Source organism: Nonomuraea sp. NPDC050547 (genome assembly GCF_044457345.1).
Lineage (GTDB): Bacteria > Actinomycetota > Actinomycetes > Streptosporangiales > Streptosporangiaceae > Nonomuraea.
The window spans coordinates 353,823-369,114 of the sequence record NZ_JBITGW010000009.1; the positions used below are offsets into that span (position 1 = coordinate 353,823).

The following is a 15,292-nucleotide window of genomic DNA, read 5'->3' on the forward strand; positions in this document are numbered from 1 at the left end:
CCACTCGTTGACACGCGACTACGGGATGGTGTGCCTTTCTCTACACAGGGAACCCCCCGCCTGAAGGTGAGGCACACATGAAGAGATGGCTCGCGCGCCTGTCGGCGCTGAGCGTGGCACTTGTCATAGCAGGTCAGGGTCAAATGGCCCTCGCTCAGGAACCGGCGGCGGGGAAGAAGATCGTCCGCGTTGGCGCGACCCAGGCCGTCGACTCGATGAATCCCTTTCTCGCGGTCCGGCTGATCTCGACCTCGGTTCACCGCTGGATGTTCGGCTTCCTCACGGTCCCCGACTCCAAGACCTTGAAGCCCAGCCCCGACCTGGCCGAATCGTGGACGTCGTCGCCGGACGGCCTCACCTGGACGTTCAAGATCCGGCAGGCGAAGTGGTCGGACGGCAAGCCGGTCACCGCCGACGACGCCGCCTGGACCTTCAACAAGATCATGACGGACGAGGCGGCCAAGACCGCCAACGGCCCGGCCGTCGAGAACTTCGAGAGCGTCACCGCCTCGGGCCAGGACCTCACCATCAAGCTCAAGGCCCCGCAGGCCTCGATGCTGGAGAACCCCATCCCGATCATGCCGAAGCATGTGTGGGAGAAGGTCACCGACATCGCCAAGTTCGAGGCCGACCAGTATCCGGCCGTCAGCAGCGGGCCGTACATCGCGACGGAACACAAGAAGGACCAGTACGTCAAGCTGAAGGCCAACCCCGACTACTGGCGCGGCAAGCCCAAGATCGACGAGCTGCAGGTCATCTTCTATGACAACCCGGCCGCCGCGATCGTCGGGCTGAAGAAGGGCGACATCGACCTCATCGGCCGCCTCGCCCCCTCCGACTTCGAGGCGCTCGCCGGTGACGCCAACATCGAGCAGTGGAACAAGCAGGGCAGGCGCTCGGCGTACCTGCAGATCAACCACGGCGCCACCACCACCGACGACAAGCCCGTCGGTGACGGCCACCCGGCGCTGAAGGACCCGAAGGTCCGCACCGCGCTGCACCACGCGATCGACAAGGCCAAGCTCGTCGCCGAGGTGCAGAACGGCCTGGCCAAGCCGGCCGACGGCTCGATCGTGCCGCCGATGTACACGGACTTCTTCTGGGAGGCCGCCGGCGCGGAGAAGATCTCCTACGACGTGGCCGCGGCCAACAAGATCCTCGACGAGGCCGGCTACAAGAAGGGCGCCGACGGCGTCCGCACGATGCCCGACGGCAAGAAGAAGCTCGAGTTCCGCTTCAGCATCCACACCGACACTCCCGTCGAGGACAAGCTGGCCGAGTACCTGACCGGGTTCTTCAAGGAGGTCGGCATCACGCTGACCACGAACCGGCTCGACTCCAGCAAGTTCACCGAGGAGACCGGCGTCACCGGCCTGTTCGACATCGCGATCAGCGGCTGGTCGGTCAACCCCGACCCCGAAGAGGTCCTGGCCACGCACCTGTGCAGCCGGCGGCCGAACGCGGCCGGCGAGGGCGGCGGCACCGAGTCCTTCTACTGCAACCCCGACTTCGAGAAGCTCTACCAGGATCAGCTGAAGGAGCTCGACCGCCCCAAGCGCGCCGAGATCATCAAGCAGATGCAGAAGAAGCTCTACACCGACGCTCCGGTGATCGCCATCTACTACCCGAACGACCTTGAGGGCTACCGCAAGAACACGATCACCAGCGTCACCTCGATCCCCGAGGGTGACGGCATCATCTACGGCGGCAGCAGCTTCTGGCCCTTCTACACGCTGGACGCCAAGGCCACCGCGGCCGGCGCCTCCGGCTCGGGCGCCGGCGGCTCCAACACCGGCCTGATCATCGGCATCGTGGCCGCGGTCATCGTGGTCGGCGGCGCCGGATTCTTCCTGGTCAGGCGGCGCAAGGGCGTCGCGGACGAACGCGAATGACAGCTCCGCTCGAAGCCATCGAACCCGCCGCCGAGCAGGCGGCGGGTCCCGGTGACGAGCGCCCCGCCTACCGGGGAACGCTGCGCTACGCGGCGGTCAAGGCGGGCGGGGCTCTGCTCAGCATCGGCATGGTGATCATCGGTACGTTCTTCCTGTTCCGCATGCTGCCGGGCGACCCGGTGCGGGCCCTGGCCCAGGGCAGGAACATGACACCGGCCCAGCTCGACCTCGAACGCCGCCGGCTCGGGCTCGACAAGCCGCTGTTCGACCAGTTCCTCGACTTCCTGACCGGCACGCTCCGGCTGGATCTGGGCACCTCCTACGAGTACAAGCGCCCGGTCCTCGACCTGATCTGGGACCGTCTGCCGGCCACGATCCTTCTGGCGGGCACGGCCCTGGTGGTCGCCGTCGGCCTCGGCGTCTGGCAGGGCACCAAGGCGGGCTGGCGGCGCGGCAGCCGCTTCGACCGCTTCTCCACCAGCACCTCGCTGATCTTCTGGTCGGTGCCGACGTTCTGGCTCGGGCTGCTGCTGCTCATGGCGCTGGGCAACGGGATCGGCCCGATCCCGGGCATCTTCCCCACCCGCGGCATCGAGAGCGTGGACGCCCCGGACGGCTTCGCGTACGTCCTGGACGTCGGCATGCACATGGTGCTGCCCGTGCTCACCATGGTCGGCGTCGTCTACGCCCAGTACCTGCTGGTCATGCGCTCGTCGCTGCTGGACGAGGTCGGTCAGGACTACATCACGACCGCACGGGCCAAGGGCCTGCGCGACGACGAGGTACGGCGCCGCCACGCCGTGCCCAACGCCCTGCTGCCGACCGTGACGCTGGTCTTCATGCGCATCGGCTTCGTCGTGGGCGGCGCGGTCACGGTGGAGGCCATCTTCACCTGGCCGGGACTCGGGCAGCTGTTCTACCGGGCGATCAAGGTGCCGGACTTCACGCTGATGCAGGGCACGTTCATGCTGCTGTGCGTCTCGGTGATCCTCATGAACACGCTGGCCGACGTGGTCTACCACGTTCTCGACCCGAGGGTGAGGTCGGCATGACCGCGCTCACGTGGACGCGCAGGAAGATGGCGTTCAGCCGGTTCTGGACCACGTTCCGCCGCCAGCCCGCCGGTGTCGTCGGGCTGGCCATCCTGCTGGTCGCCGTCGTGCTGGCGCTGATCGCGCCGCTGTTCATCGACGAAAGCGTGACCGGCGTGGTCTCGGACACCGGGAAGAGGTTCGGCGCGCCCGGCACGGACAGCGCCCTGGGCAACGACGAGTCCGGGCGCTCCATCCTGGAGCTGATCTGGTGGGGCTCGCGGACCTCGTTGCTCATCGGGTTCCTGGCCGCCGTGCTCGCCATGGTGATCGGCACCGTGATCGGGATCGCCGCCGGGCACTTCCGCGGCTGGATCGGCGCCGCGCTGATGCGGGTCACCGACTGGTTCCTGGTGCTGCCGTCGCTGGTGACCGCGCTGGTGCTGGCCGCCATCCTGGGCGGCAGCATGACGACGATCATCGTGGCGATCGGGGTCACGGCGTGGCCGTCCACGGCGCGGCTGATCAGGGCGCAGACGCTGGCCGTGGAGGCGCGGCCGTACATCGAGCGCTCGAAGGCACTCGGCGCGGGGCACTGGCACATCATGACCAGGCACGTGCTGCCGAACGTGGCGCCGCTGCTGCTGGCCAGCACCACGCTGGAGGTGGCCAGCGCGATCGTCACCGAGTCCACGCTGGCCTTCCTCGGCGTGAGCTCCAACAGGACGTCGTGGGGGACCATGCTGCGCGGCTCCTACGACTGGAACGCCGCCTCCAACGGCGCCTGGTGGTACATCGTCATCCCCGGCCTGTGCATCGTCGCCGTCGTGATGGCGTTCACGCTGGTCGGCCGGGCCCTGGAAGCCGTGCTGAACCCGAGGTTGCGATGAGCCTGCTCGAACTGGACGACCTCCACGTCACCTACCGGATCGCCTCGGGCGAGGTTCCGGCGGTACGCGGGGTCTCGCTGAAGCTGGCGGCGGGCGCGGCGCTGGGCGTCGCGGGCGAGTCGGGATCGGGCAAGTCGACGCTGGCCATGTCGCTGCTGCGGCTGCTGCCCGCCGACGCCCGCGTCACCGGCAAGATCCTGCTCGACGGCGAGGACGTGCTGACCATGAAGTGGGGCCGCCTGCGGGCGGTCCGCTGGGCGGAGGCGTCGATCGTCTTCCAGGGCGCGCAGCACGGCCTCAATCCGGTACGCCGCATCGGCGACCAGATCGCCGAGCCGCTGCTGGTGCACGGCCTGGCCAAGCCGGAGGGCGCGCGCAAGCGGGTCGCCGAACTGCTCGACCAGGTGGGTCTGCCGTCCTGGCGGGCGCGCAGCTACCCGCACGAGCTGTCCGGCGGGCAGCGGCAGCGGATCATGATCGCGATGGCGCTGGCCTGCGAGCCCCGGCTGATCATCGCAGACGAGCCGACGACCGCGCTCGACGTGATGGTCCAGGCTCAGGTGCTGACGTTGATCAAGGAGCTGGTGGCTTCCCAGGACATCTCCCTGATCATGATTTCTCACGATTTGTCGGTCCTGGCGGATGTGTGCGGGGAGCTGGCCGTCATGTACGCCGGCCGCATCGTCGAGAACGGCCCCTCCCACGAGGTCTTCCACGACGCCAAGCACCCCTACAGCAAGGCACTGGCCGCCGCCTTCCCGACCGTCGGAGACCCGGTCTCCCGCATGGCGCCCAAAGGCCTCGGCGGCGACCCGCCCGATCCGATGCAACTGCCCGGCGGCTGCTCGTTCCATCCCCGGTGCCCGGTGGCGGTCGAGGCCTGCCCGACCCTGGACACCGAGCTCTGGTCCGCCGGCGCCGGCCGTTCCGCTGCCTGCGTGCACGTGAAGGAGGCGTCATGACCGAGACCGAGACGCCCGTGGAGCGGACGGCCGCCACCCGCACCACCCTGCTGGAGGCGCAGGACCTGCACGTGGACTTCGCCTCGCGCGGGCGGCGCGCCCGCGCCGTCGACGGCGTGAACCTGGCCATCGGCGAGGGCGAGATCGTCGCGCTGGTCGGCGAGTCCGGCTGCGGCAAGACCACGCTCGCGCGCACGCTGCTCGGCCTGGAGCGTCCCAGCTCCGGCACCGTCCGATACGGCGGCGCGTCCCTGTCCTACGACTCCCGCTCGCTCAAGGCCTACCGGCGCGAGGTGCAACTCGTCCTGCAGGACCCGACCGGCTCGCTCAACCCCCGCCACACCGTGTACGAGGCGGTCGCCGAGGGTCCGCGCATCCACGGCCTGCCCGACGAGGAGAAGGTCGTCGCCGAGGCGCTGTCACGGGCCGGGCTCCGGCCGCCGGAGCGCTTCTTCCTGCGCTACCCGCACGAGCTGTCCGGCGGCCAGCGTCAGCGCGTCGTCATCGCCGGGGCGCTCGCGCTCAACCCGCGCGTCCTGGTGGCCGACGAGCCGGTCGCCTCGCTGGACGCCTCCGTACGCGGCGAGATCCTCGCCCTCATGCTCAGGCTCCGCGCCGACCTCGGCCTGTCGGCCCTGGTCGTCACCCACGACCTGGGCCTCGCGTGGAACATCGCCGACCGGGTGGCGGTCATGTACCTGGGCCGCATCGTCGAGTCCGGCCCGGTCGAGCAGGTCCTGACCGCGCCGCGCCACCCGTACACGCAGGCGCTGATGTCGGTGCTGCCCGAGTCGCCGGAACGCGTCATCCTGACCGGTGAGCCCCCGGACCCGACCCGCATCCCGGGCGGCTGCCGCTTCCACGCGCGCTGCCAGGTGCTGGCCTTGGGCAAGGCGGAGGAGGCCGGGGTGGCGGCCAGGTGCAGGACCGAGACGCTGGAGATCCTGCCCGCCGTGCCCAGCGCACAGCAGGCCTGCCACTACGCGGCTCTGACCACCTGATACGAGGTCAGCCCAGGTCGGCGTCGTGGACGAGGACGGCGGCCTGGACGCGGTTGGCGAGGCCGAGTTTGGCCAGGACGCGGCTGACGTGCGCCTTGACCGTGGCTTCCATCAGGTGGAGTTCGCGGCCGATCTCGGCGTTGGACAGGCCGCGGGCCAGGCAGCGGATGACGTCCTCCTCCCGGCCGGTGAGCAGGGCGAGCCGCTCGCGGGCCCGGTCCGCGCGTGAGGGAGCCCGGTCGGCGAAGGCGGAGATCAGGCGTCTGGTCACCGTGGGCGAGAGCATGGCCTGTCCCGCGGCCACGGTGCGGACGGCAGCGGCGAGCTCTCTGGGCGGCGTGTCCTTCAGGAGGAAGCCGACCGCGCCCAGCCGGAGCGCCTCGTGGACGTACTCGTCCAGGTCGAACGTCGTCAGCATGACCACCTTCGGTGCCCGCTCCCCGGCCAGGACGCGGGCGGCGGCGGCCAGGCCGTCGGTGCCGGGCATCCGCACGTCCATGAGCACCACCTCGGGACGCAGCCTGGCCGCCGCGGTGACGGCCTCGTCGCCGGCGCGGGCCTCGCCGACGACCGAGATGCCGCCCGCCGCCTCCAGGATCATCCGCAGGCCGGACCTGACCAGTTCCTCGTCGTCGACGACCAGGACGCGGATCATGCCGGGATCCTGGCGCGTACCCGGAAGCCGCCGTCGGGTGCGGCGCCGGCCGCGAGCGTGCCGCCGATCAGCTCCACCCGCTCCCGCAGCCCGACCAGGCCCCACCCCGACGGCGCCGGCGCCGTCGCCGGCGCGGTCGGGGCCGGGCGGGCGTTGTGTACCTCTATCTCCAGGTCCGCGCCCTCGAAGCGGAGGGTCACGGCCGTCGGGGCGCCGCCGCTGTGTTTGTGCACGTTGGTGAGGGCCTCCTGGACGATCCGGTACGCCGTCCGCTCCACCGCGTCACGCAGGGGACGGCGTTCGCCCTCGTCCCGGCGGGTCACCTCGATACCCAGCTCGCGGGACTGGTCGAGCAGCCGGTCGAGGTCGGCGAGCGTGGGCTGGGGGTCGCGGGAGGTGTCGTGCCGCAGGACGCCGAGCACGTCGCGGAGGTTGGTCAGCGCCTCCCTGCCGATGCCGCCGATCAGCGCGGCGGCCCGCGCCGTACCGTCGTCGGGGGCGCGCATCTCCAGCGCGCCGGCGTGCAGCACCATCAGCGAGACGCGGTGCGCGACGACGTCGTGCATCTCACGGGCGATGCGCGCGCGTTCGTGCGCGCGGGCCCGCTCGGCGCGCATGACCTGCTCCTGCTCCAGGCGTTCCGCGCGCTCGCGGGCGGCGGCGCGTACCTCGGCCCGCGCCCGTATCCACAGCCCGGCCAGCAGCGGCACGACGATCGTGAGCAGGGCCATGAAGAGCGCGTTGACCGGCGTGGCCGTCACCATCTCCCGCTCGCCGCCGACCGCCCGGCCGATCGCGACCGACAGAGCCACGACGAGCGCGGCGGCGCCCAGGTAGGCGGCGACGTCACGGCCGCGCCGCAGGGTGGCGCCCGCGTAGTAGGAGGCCAGCATGATCGGCGGCCAGATCCCCAGCCCCGCGTACGCCGCCGCGCCCACGACGGCCAGCGGCCACCACGCGCGCGGGGCGTGCCAGGCGGCGACGGCCGCGACGCCGGCGATCGCGAGCAGCACAGGCAACGGCAGCCCGGAGGCCACGCCGAGCTGACCGGTGGCGGGCCCGAGCGAGAGCGCGAACATCGCGAGGCCGAGGAGGACACGGGGCATGCTTCGAGGGTATGGCCGGTTGACCTGCGCGTATGACGACGAAAGTAGGGGGTGCCGATCGACGTTCGCAGCGGGCGTGAGCGGGCGGGTCACCGCGAGTCTGGGGCCATGAAACGCACCCTGACCCTCGTGACCGCCGCCGCGCTGACCCTCGCGAACGGCACCGCAGCCCAGGCCGCCACCACGCCTGAGCTGCCGCGGCCCACCGGCGAGGCCCCCGTGGGCCTGTCGACCCTGCATCTCGTGGACTCCTCCCGGCCCGATCCGTGGAACCCCGCGGCCAAGAGCCGCGAGCTGCTGGTCTCGGTCTGGTACCCGGCCAGGAAGGCGGGCGGGAAGCCGGTGCGCTACGTCAGCCCGGAGGAGTCGGCGCTGATCCTGAAGCAGTTCCCCGAGGTCCCGCCGGAGATCCTCTCGCGGACGAAGACGCATGCCACCACCGACGCCGTGCCGCGCAGGGGGCGGCTGCCGCTGGTGCTGATGTCGCCGGGGTTCAGCTGGCCGAGGGCGACGATGACCACGCTGGCGGAGGACTTCGCCAGCCGCGGCTATCTCGTGGCCGCGGTCGAGCACACCTACGAGGCCGTCGCGACCTTCCCCGACGGCCGGACCACGACCTGCCTGGCCTGCGTCAAGGGCCAGGACCTGGCGAAGGTGGCCGCGAGCCGGGTTAAGGACGTCCGGTTCGTGCTGGACGAGGTGAAGAAGCGGTGGCGGGTGGGCGGCGTTGCGATGGTGGGCATGTCGGCCGGCGGCAACACCACCGCGCACGCGATGCTCGCCGACCGGCGGATCAGGGCGGGCGTCAACCTGGACGGCACGTTCAACCCGGTTCCCGGGCGGCTCGCGCGGCCGTTCCTGCTGCTCGGCAACCCCGCCTCGCACGAGCCGGCCGGCAAGGACACGACCTGGGGCCAGGCGTTCGCGAACATGACGGGCTGGAAGCGCTGGCTGACGATCGACGGCAGCGTGCACGCGAGCTTCACCGACTACGGCGTCCTGCAGCCGCAGATCGGCCTGCCCGACTCCGAGATCGGCGGCACCCGCGGACTCTTGCTGACCCGGACATACGTAGGAGCCTTCCTGGACAGGCACCTGCGCGGCGAGAAGGCGCCGCTGCTGGACCGGCCGGAAGACTCCGTGGTGAAGCGCTGGAAGTAGGTGAGCGGGGGCTCTCCGCGGAGAGCCCCCGGCGGCTCAGAAAGCGGCCGCGTTCTCCTGCGCCCACTGGGCGAAGGAACGCGCCGGGCGGCCGGTGACGCGCTCGACGGTGTCGACCACGGTGTAGCCGATCTCGGGGGTGTTGCCGAGGGCGTCGACCAGGAACTCGATCAGCTCCGGGCCCATGCCCTTGGCGGCCCACATCTCGCGGGCCCCGGCCTCGGTCAGCTCCTCGAAGGCGACCTCCTTGCCGATCGCCGCGCCGAGCTGGCGGGCCTTCTCCTCGGTCGTGACCGCCTCGGGGCCGGTCAGCACGAGCTCCTGGCCGTCGTAGCCGCCGTCGACGAGGACCTTGGCCGCCACCGCGGCGATGTCGCGCTCGTGCACCATCGCGCTGAGCCGCCCGCCGAACGGCTCCTTGATGACCTCGCCGGCGCGGACCGTCTCGGCCCACCACTGCTTGGTGTTGGACATGAACTCGACCGGGCTGAGCAGCGTCCACTGCAGCTCGCTTCCGGTCAGCGCCTGCTCCAGGGGGCCGTCGGCGCGGCCGCCGAGGACGGTGGCCCGCCGTACGCCGTGCTTCTCGGCCAGCTTGACGATCAGGTCGCCGTTCTCCAGAGGCTCGTAGTTGTCGCCGGCGAAGTTGATCAGGTGGACGGCGGTGACGCCGGCGAAGGCGGCGTCGAGGGTCTCGGGCTGCGCGAGGTCGCCGGCGACGACCTCGACGCCCTCGGGCAGCCCGGCCTTCTCGGGGTTCCTGGTCAGCGCCCGCACCTGGTGGCCGGCCTCAAGCAGCTCGGCGACGACGTTGCGGCCGACCGTACCGGTGGCGCCGGTGACGAGGAAAGTCATGGGAAGCTCCTTCTGAAGAGTGTGGAACGGAACGTTCTGATATCACTCTAACAGAACGGAACGCTTTATTCCACATATTTCTTCAGCGAGATGGCGTTGGCCGCCCGGCCGATGCCGCCCGCGATGCGGTCGATCATCGCGTCCTTCCAGGGCAGGCGGGGGAGCAGCTTGATCATCTTGAGCTGGAACCAGATCATGCCGGCCGACGCCAGGACGATGCCCTTGATGTTCGTCGGGCCGAGCTTCTGGTTCTCCTCGACGAAGTGCCGCATCTCGCGCTCGTAGCCCTCCAGCGAGCCGCCTGCCAGCTCGCCCGCCAGGACGTACGCGCCGACCAGCGCCAGGCTGGTCCCCTGGCCGGAGGCGGGCGAGGCGCAGTAACCGGCGTCGCCGACCAGCACCACGCGCCCCTTCGACCAGGAGTCCATGTGGATCTGGGTGAGCGTGTCGCGGTAGAAGTCGTCCGACCGCCGCACCGCCTCCAGCAGTCTGGGCACCTCCCAGCCGACCCCGGCGAAGGCCTCGTGGACGTCCTGCTCGCCCGACCACATGAACAGCGCCTTGGCGTCGCCGTCCTGCTTGGTGCTGTAGACGTTGGCGGTACGGCCCGGCGCCAGGTGCACCGCCTCCTCGCGATCCAGGCCCAGGTGGTTGGGCACGGTGGCGATCGCGATCTGGTAGCCGAGGTCGCGGGCGAACCGCTTCTCCTCGCCGAAGGCCAGCCCGCGGACGTTGGAGTGCACGCCGTCGGCGCCCACGACGTAGTCGAAGCGGCGCGGGGCCGAGCGCTCGAAGGCGACGGTCCCGTCCTCGTCGATGGCGGTGATGGAGTCGTCGAACACGTACTCCACCTCGTCGCGGGTCAGCTCGTAGAGCAGTTCGGTGAGGTCGCCGCGCATGATCTCGGCGTCGTCCTTCTGTCGGCCGCCGAACAGGTCGGCGTCCATGGTGGCCATGACCCGGCCGCGGGCGTCGTAGTTGGTCGCGATCGTCATCTCGGTGCTGTGCGCCCGGACGGCCTCCAGCAGTCCCATCCGCTCGATCACGGTGAGCGCGGCGCCCCGGATGTCGACCTTGTAGCCGCCCTTGCGGATCTCGGTGGCCCGCTCGACGACGGTGACGGTGAAGCCGTGGCGGCGCAGCCAGTAGGCGGTCGCGGTGCCGGCGACGCTGGCGCCGGAGATCAGGATGTTCGTCATGTCCTGAACGGTACACTTGTCTTAGACGCTTGTGCAAGACGTTTGTGCTAATCTTCTGCCATGGGAAATCGCGAGGAACTGCTGGCCGGTGCCAAGAGCTGTCTGCTGGAGAAGGGCTACTCGCGCACGACGGCGCGCGACATCGCCAACGCCTCGGGTGTGAGCCTGGCCGCGATCGGCTACCACTTCGGCTCGAAGGACACACTCATGAACGAGGCGTTGTTCGACGTCATGCGCGAATGGGGCGACGAGCTCGGGGCCACGCTCACCGCCGACCTCAAGCCGGACGTCACCCCGCTCGAACGTTTCGAGAGCGCCTGGGACCGGGTCGTGGAATCGTTCGAGCGGATGCGGCCGCTCTGGGTCACGCAGTTCGACCTGCTCGGGCAGATCGACCATCTGCCGGAGGTGCGCGCCCAGCTGATCGGCGTCATGGGCGAGGCGCGTACGGGGCTGGCGGAGTTGTTCCAGGGCATCGACCCGGCCGCCGAGCCGGAGCGCGCCCGCCTGGTCGGCACGTTCTACCAGGCCATGCTGACCGGGCTGCTGGGCCAGTGGCTGCTCGACCCCGCGAGCGCGATGAAGGGCCGCGACGTCGTCACGGCCCTTCGCTCGATCGTGTCCTAGGGATGCGCCGTCTCATGGGCTGCCGTCGGCTTTGACGGGCGCAGGACTCCGGCTCAGTCCCGCCGAGCTCGCGGCGTACCGTGCGGCGCGCTGAGATCAGGGGGCGGACCTGCGACGATACCGGTCGTGATTTCCTCGATCATCGCCGTTGGCGCCACACTCGTCGTCTGGTCCCTGATGGCCGGGAAGTTCGAGCAATGGCGGCTCACCGCGCCCGTTGTCGCGGTGGTGGCGGGGGCGCTCGTGGGACTGACGGTTCGCGACAGCATCGGGGAGACGCTCAACACGCACGCGGCGTTGCGGGCGGCGGAGATCATTCTGGCGGTGCTGTTGTTCATCGACGCGGCCGACGTCCAGGACGGGATGTTGGGCCGCAGTCCCGGGGCGGCGCTACGGGTTCTGCTGATCGCGCTGCCCTTGAGCCTGGCGCTCACCGTGGCGATGGGGTGGTGGTTGCTGCCGGAGGTGGCGTGGCCCGTGCTGCTGGTGATCGCGTGTGTGGTGATGCCCACCGACTACGCGCCCGCGCAGGCGATTCTGCGGGATCCGCGGTTGCCGGCGCGGGTGAAAGACGTGCTCAACGTGGAGGGCGGATACAACGACGGGGTCGTGTCGCCGATCATCCTCTTCGCGTTGGTCCTGGCGGGAGACGGCACGAAGACACAGACGCCGGGGGACGCACTGGGCTCGGCCTGGCCTTCGGCGGCGAAGGCGATCCTGGTGGGCCTCGCGCTGGGGGCGCTGCTGGGCTTCTTGGTGAGCCGCGCCGGACGGGCGGGATTCATGAGCACCCAGTCGAAGCGGCTGGTCGTGGTCGCGGCGCCGTTGCTGACGTACGGCACCGCGGTGGCCATCGGCGGCAACGGGTTCGTCGCGTCGTTCGTGTGCGGGTTCGTCTTCCATGCCGTACGGCAGAGCGAAGAGACGCGCCGGGAGATGGAACTGATCGACGACATCGGCTTTTTGCTCGGTGTCGTCATGTGGTTCGTCTTCGGGACGGCGGCCTTGTTCGCGCTGTGGGGAGGTGTGGACTGGAGGCTGCTGGTGTTCTGCGTGGCAGCGCTGACAGTGGTGCGGATCGCGCCGGTGATGTTGTCGCTCATCGGGTCCGGAGTGCCTGCCAAGGAAGGGCTGCTCATCGGGTCGCTCGGGCCGCGTGGGACGACGTCGATCGTGTTCGGGCTCCTGGCCTTCAACGAACTGCACGACGACGTTGCCATTCTCGTGCTGACGGCACTGGTGATCACTGTGCTCGGCAGCGTCGTCCTGCACGGGCTGGGCTCGCCCGTCGCCGCCCGGAGGTATCGGCCCTAGCTCAGCCGCGCCGTAGATCGGTCCATAGATCGGTCCATAGGCGAAAAATCAAAATCCGTCCTAGCATCCTCCGGGACAACGGAACCGCCGCGAACGCGGGCACGGGCGCGGCGGTTCCTCGGCAACCTTCAGGTAACCGCAGGGGAGTCTACGTGACGCTGTTGGTAACAGGTTCGAGCGGAAAAGTCGGCAGGAGGGTGGTCGCCGGGCTGGTCGGCGCCGGTCAGCGCGTACGCGCGATGGCCCGTGACCCGCAGGCCGCCGCGGCTCTGCTTCCGGCAGGGACCGAGGTGGTCCAGGGGGACTTCGAACGGCCGGAGACATGGGCGGCCGCGCTTGACGGGGTGGAGCGGGTGCATCTGTTCCCGTTCGCCGGCGGGAGCTTCGTCGAGGCGGCGGTCGCGGCGGGGACACGCAGGTTCGTGGTCCACTCGGCGGTGGCCGCCGGCTTCGACCCGGCCCCGGGGCAGGGGCCCGGCCAACCGCATGGGTCCGCGCTGCGGCGCCACCTCGACGAGGAGCGCGACGGGCATCGCATGGTCGAACTGGCCGTCGAGGCCAGTGGGGCCGAGTGGACGCATGTCCGCCCCGGTCTGCTGGCCAGTGGCGCGCTCGACTGGGCCGAGGAGATCCGCGGCACCGGTGCGGTGCGCGCGCCGTACCCGAAATCGGGCAGTGCGCTCGTGCACGAGGCCGACGTGGCGGAGATCGCGGTCGCCGCGCTGCTCACCGACGAGCACCTCGGGGCCGCGTACACCATCACGGGGCCGGAGAAGGTCACCCAGCTGGAGCAGGTGCGGCTCGTCGGCGAGGCGATCGGGGAGGAGGTCCGCTTCGTGGAGCTGACGCCTGAGCAGGCGCGAGCGGAGTGGTACGACCCCGAGCAGGGCGTCGACCACGAGCTCCTGGACTGGGTGCTGGAGTTGCGGGCGGCCCTGGCCGACGAGCCGGACCTCATACCCGCCACCGACACCTATGAACGCCTCACCGGACGGCCGCCCCGCACGTTCGCGCAGTGGGCGCGCGACCACAGGGCGGACTTCCAGGTGAGCGGCAGGGAGGGCCGGCGATGACGGTACTGGTGACGGGAGCGACCGGCAGGGTCGGGCGCGGCGTCGTGGCCGAACTGCTGCGGGCGGGCGTACGCGTGCGGGCGCTGACGCGCCGGCCGGAGAGCGCCGGGCTGCCGGAGGGGGCGGAGGTGGTACGCGGAGACCTGGAGAACCCCGAGTCCCTGGCGGAGGCGCTCAAGGGCGTCGAGCGCATGTACCTGTTCCCGGTGGCGGAGACGGCCAGGGAGGTGGTCGCGATGGCCAGGCGGGCCGGGGTGCGGCGCATCGTCGTCCTGTCCGGAGCGCTGGCCGAGGAGGAGGCCGACGACGAGGAGGGCGGCTACCGCGCGGTGGAGGTCGCGGTCCAGGAGTCCGGTCTGGAGTGGACACTCGCACGGCCCAGCGAGTTCGCCGCCAACTGGCTCGACTACGCCGCAGACATCCGGGACAAGCGCGAGGTGCGACGGCCATTCGGCGAGGCGGTCACCAGGCCGACGCATGAGGCCGACATCGCTCTGGTGGCCGCTCGCGCCCTGGTCGAAGAGGGGCATGCCGGGCAGATCTACGTCCTTGCCGGTCCCGAGGCTCTGACGGTGGCCGAGCAGGTGCGGCTCATCGGCGAGGCGATCGGGGAGGAGGTCCGCTTCGTGGAGCTGACGCCTGAGCAGGCGCGAGCGGAGTGGTACGACCCCGAGCAGGGTGTCGACCACGAGGTCATCGACTGGCTGCTGGACCTTTACGGCACGTCGGCCGGAGGGAGCGGCAGGGTCCCCGGCTCTGACACCTTCGAACGCCTCACGGGCCGTCCGCCCACCTCGTTCGCCCGATGGGCGGCCGACCACGCTCACGACTTCCGCTGATCCGCACCGGCTCATCAACCAGATGAGCCGGTGACTCCTGGGCAGGGCTAGAAGGCGCTGATGGTGGCGGGCGCCCGCTCGGCCCTGCTCAGCGTGCGGATGACCGCCGTGGCCCCATGCCGGTGTACGGCCAGCCGCGCCAGCAGGTCGACGACCGGATCGATCACCGAGTCCGGCAGCTCGGGCGTCTCAAGCCCCACGCTGGCCGCCAGGTCGTCGGAGTGCACGACGATCTCCATGAGCCGCGTGAGCAGGAAGTCGTCCAGCCGCAGTGACCAGCCGTTCCAGTCGAGGTGCACGACCCGGTCGGCAGGTTCGGCGGGCAGCGCCGCGGTGAGGTGGGCGAGCACCTCGGCCATCCGGCCGGCCAGCACGCCGGGACCGCAGGCGGCGATCGACTCGCCGCCCTGCCGGATGGTCAGGTTGCTCTCGTGGTCGAGCCCGGCCTCGACCCAGGGCGAACTGATGTAGTGCTCGATGAGCGCGATGGGCGGCTGGAGGGCCGGTCGCGGCAGGACCTCGTCCACTCTGACCAGTTGGTGACCCAGATGTCCGGCCAGCCCGCGGACGCTGAACTCGGTCAGCGCGCTCGGCTTCTCCCACGCGGCGGCGACCGCGGGGTGGCCGAGCAGCGCGACCGCCGAGCCGGCGGCGATCAGGTAGGACTCCCGAATCTCACCCATGCGC

Annotated in this window: 15 protein-coding genes; 10 read left to right on the plus strand and 5 right to left on the minus strand. The window is 70.5% G+C overall.

Features of this window, described 5'->3' with window-relative positions; genetic code table 11:
- The first annotated feature begins 77 nt into the window (after positions 1-77).
- Genes ACIBHY_RS24410 through ACIBHY_RS24430 form a run of 5 tightly spaced genes read left to right on the plus strand, consistent with a single transcriptional unit; the run spans position 78 to position 5,776 of the window.
- Entirely contained in the window at positions 78-1,892 is a 1,815-nt protein-coding gene (locus tag ACIBHY_RS24410; protein ID WP_397247908.1) for an ABC transporter substrate-binding protein, read from the plus strand.
- On the plus strand, positions 1,889-2,944 hold the full coding sequence (locus tag ACIBHY_RS24415; protein ID WP_397247910.1) for an ABC transporter permease: 1,056 nt from the start codon (positions 1,889-1,891) through the stop codon (positions 2,942-2,944). Before ACIBHY_RS24410 ends, ACIBHY_RS24415 begins: the two co-directional genes overlap by 4 nt.
- Positions 2,941-3,813 (plus strand): ABC transporter permease, encoded by an 873-nt coding sequence (locus ACIBHY_RS24420; protein WP_397247912.1) that lies wholly within the window; start codon positions 2,941-2,943, stop codon positions 3,811-3,813. Before ACIBHY_RS24415 ends, ACIBHY_RS24420 begins: the two co-directional genes overlap by 4 nt.
- Positions 3,810-4,775 (plus strand): ABC transporter ATP-binding protein, encoded by a 966-nt coding sequence (locus tag ACIBHY_RS24425; protein ID WP_397247914.1) that lies wholly within the window; start codon positions 3,810-3,812, stop codon positions 4,773-4,775. The genes ACIBHY_RS24420 and ACIBHY_RS24425 overlap by 4 nt, the downstream gene beginning before the upstream one ends.
- Positions 4,772-5,776, plus strand: coding sequence for an ABC transporter ATP-binding protein (locus ACIBHY_RS24430; protein ID WP_397307761.1), 1,005 nt, complete (start codon positions 4,772-4,774; stop codon positions 5,774-5,776). The genes ACIBHY_RS24425 and ACIBHY_RS24430 overlap by 4 nt, the downstream gene beginning before the upstream one ends.
- 7 nt (positions 5,777-5,783) lie before the next feature.
- Here ACIBHY_RS24430 and ACIBHY_RS24435 read toward each other — a convergent pair whose 3' ends face one another.
- Positions 5,784-6,431 (minus strand): response regulator, encoded by a 648-nt coding sequence (locus ACIBHY_RS24435; RefSeq protein WP_397307762.1) that lies wholly within the window; start codon positions 6,429-6,431, stop codon positions 5,784-5,786.
- Positions 6,428-7,537 (minus strand): sensor histidine kinase, encoded by a 1,110-nt coding sequence (locus tag ACIBHY_RS24440; protein WP_397307763.1) that lies wholly within the window; start codon positions 7,535-7,537, stop codon positions 6,428-6,430. The genes ACIBHY_RS24435 and ACIBHY_RS24440 overlap by 4 nt, the downstream gene beginning before the upstream one ends.
- Before the next feature lie 108 nt (positions 7,538-7,645).
- Here ACIBHY_RS24440 and ACIBHY_RS24445 point away from each other — a divergent pair, with 108 nt between their 5' ends.
- The gene (locus ACIBHY_RS24445; protein ID WP_397307764.1) at positions 7,646-8,698 is read left to right on the plus strand and encodes an alpha/beta hydrolase family protein; all 1,053 of its coding nucleotides are present in this window, start codon (positions 7,646-7,648) and stop codon (positions 8,696-8,698) included.
- 36 nt (positions 8,699-8,734) lie between these two features.
- On the opposite strand, the gene ACIBHY_RS24450 is transcribed toward ACIBHY_RS24445, so the two are convergent.
- Complete coding sequence (locus ACIBHY_RS24450) at positions 8,735-9,553, minus strand: NAD(P)H-binding protein (RefSeq protein WP_397307765.1); 819 nt, start codon at positions 9,551-9,553, stop codon at positions 8,735-8,737.
- Between the two features lie 65 nt (positions 9,554-9,618).
- On the minus strand, positions 9,619-10,752 hold the full coding sequence (locus tag ACIBHY_RS24455; RefSeq protein WP_397247926.1) for an FAD-dependent monooxygenase: 1,134 nt from the start codon (positions 10,750-10,752) through the stop codon (positions 9,619-9,621).
- A 60-nt stretch (positions 10,753-10,812) separates the two neighbouring features.
- Between ACIBHY_RS24455 and ACIBHY_RS24460 the strand changes: the two genes are divergently transcribed.
- The 4 genes from ACIBHY_RS24460 to ACIBHY_RS24475 all read left to right on the plus strand — a co-directional run bounded on the left by ACIBHY_RS24460 (position 10,813) and on the right by ACIBHY_RS24475 (position 14,605).
- A complete protein-coding gene (locus ACIBHY_RS24460; protein WP_397247928.1) occupies positions 10,813-11,379 on the plus strand; it encodes a TetR/AcrR family transcriptional regulator in 567 nt (188 codons plus the stop codon).
- A 126-nt stretch (positions 11,380-11,505) separates the two neighbouring features.
- Positions 11,506-12,693, plus strand: a complete 1,188-nt coding sequence (locus tag ACIBHY_RS24465; protein WP_397247930.1) for a cation:proton antiporter — start codon at positions 11,506-11,508, stop codon at positions 12,691-12,693.
- A gap of 152 nt (positions 12,694-12,845) precedes the next feature.
- On the plus strand, positions 12,846-13,766 hold the full coding sequence (locus ACIBHY_RS24470; protein ID WP_397247932.1) for an NAD(P)H-binding protein: 921 nt from the start codon (positions 12,846-12,848) through the stop codon (positions 13,764-13,766).
- Positions 13,763-14,605 (plus strand): NAD(P)H-binding protein, encoded by an 843-nt coding sequence (locus tag ACIBHY_RS24475; protein ID WP_397307766.1) that lies wholly within the window; start codon positions 13,763-13,765, stop codon positions 14,603-14,605. Before ACIBHY_RS24470 ends, ACIBHY_RS24475 begins: the two co-directional genes overlap by 4 nt.
- A 47-nt stretch (positions 14,606-14,652) precedes the next feature.
- Here the strand turns inward: ACIBHY_RS24475 and ACIBHY_RS24480 are convergent, their stop codons facing one another.
- Positions 14,653-15,288, minus strand: coding sequence for a maleylpyruvate isomerase N-terminal domain-containing protein (locus ACIBHY_RS24480; protein ID WP_397247936.1), 636 nt, complete (start codon positions 15,286-15,288; stop codon positions 14,653-14,655).
- Positions 15,289-15,292 lie beyond the last annotated feature (4 nt).

Coding starts and splice junctions, on each gene's coding strand:
- ACIBHY_RS24410 (WP_397247908.1), top strand. CDS start 78: ATGAAGAGATGGCTCGCGCGCCTGTCGGCGCTGAGCGTGGCACTTGTC.
- ACIBHY_RS24415 (WP_397247910.1), top strand. CDS start 1,889: ATGACAGCTCCGCTCGAAGCCATCGAACCCGCCGCCGAGCAGGCGGCG.
- ACIBHY_RS24420 (WP_397247912.1), top strand. CDS start 2,941: ATGACCGCGCTCACGTGGACGCGCAGGAAGATGGCGTTCAGCCGGTTC.
- ACIBHY_RS24425 (WP_397247914.1), top strand. CDS start 3,810: ATGAGCCTGCTCGAACTGGACGACCTCCACGTCACCTACCGGATCGCC.
- ACIBHY_RS24430 (WP_397307761.1), top strand. CDS start 4,772: ATGACCGAGACCGAGACGCCCGTGGAGCGGACGGCCGCCACCCGCACC.
- ACIBHY_RS24435 (WP_397307762.1), bottom strand. CDS start 6,431: ATGATCCGCGTCCTGGTCGTCGACGACGAGGAACTGGTCAGGTCCGGC.
- ACIBHY_RS24440 (WP_397307763.1), bottom strand. CDS start 7,537: ATGCCCCGTGTCCTCCTCGGCCTCGCGATGTTCGCGCTCTCGCTCGGG.
- ACIBHY_RS24445 (WP_397307764.1), top strand. CDS start 7,646: ATGAAACGCACCCTGACCCTCGTGACCGCCGCCGCGCTGACCCTCGCG.
- ACIBHY_RS24450 (WP_397307765.1), bottom strand. CDS start 9,553: ATGACTTTCCTCGTCACCGGCGCCACCGGTACGGTCGGCCGCAACGTC.
- ACIBHY_RS24455 (WP_397247926.1), bottom strand. CDS start 10,752: ATGACGAACATCCTGATCTCCGGCGCCAGCGTCGCCGGCACCGCGACC.
- ACIBHY_RS24460 (WP_397247928.1), top strand. CDS start 10,813: ATGGGAAATCGCGAGGAACTGCTGGCCGGTGCCAAGAGCTGTCTGCTG.
- ACIBHY_RS24475 (WP_397307766.1), top strand. CDS start 13,763: ATGACGGTACTGGTGACGGGAGCGACCGGCAGGGTCGGGCGCGGCGTC.
- ACIBHY_RS24480 (WP_397247936.1), bottom strand. CDS start 15,288: ATGGGTGAGATTCGGGAGTCCTACCTGATCGCCGCCGGCTCGGCGGTC.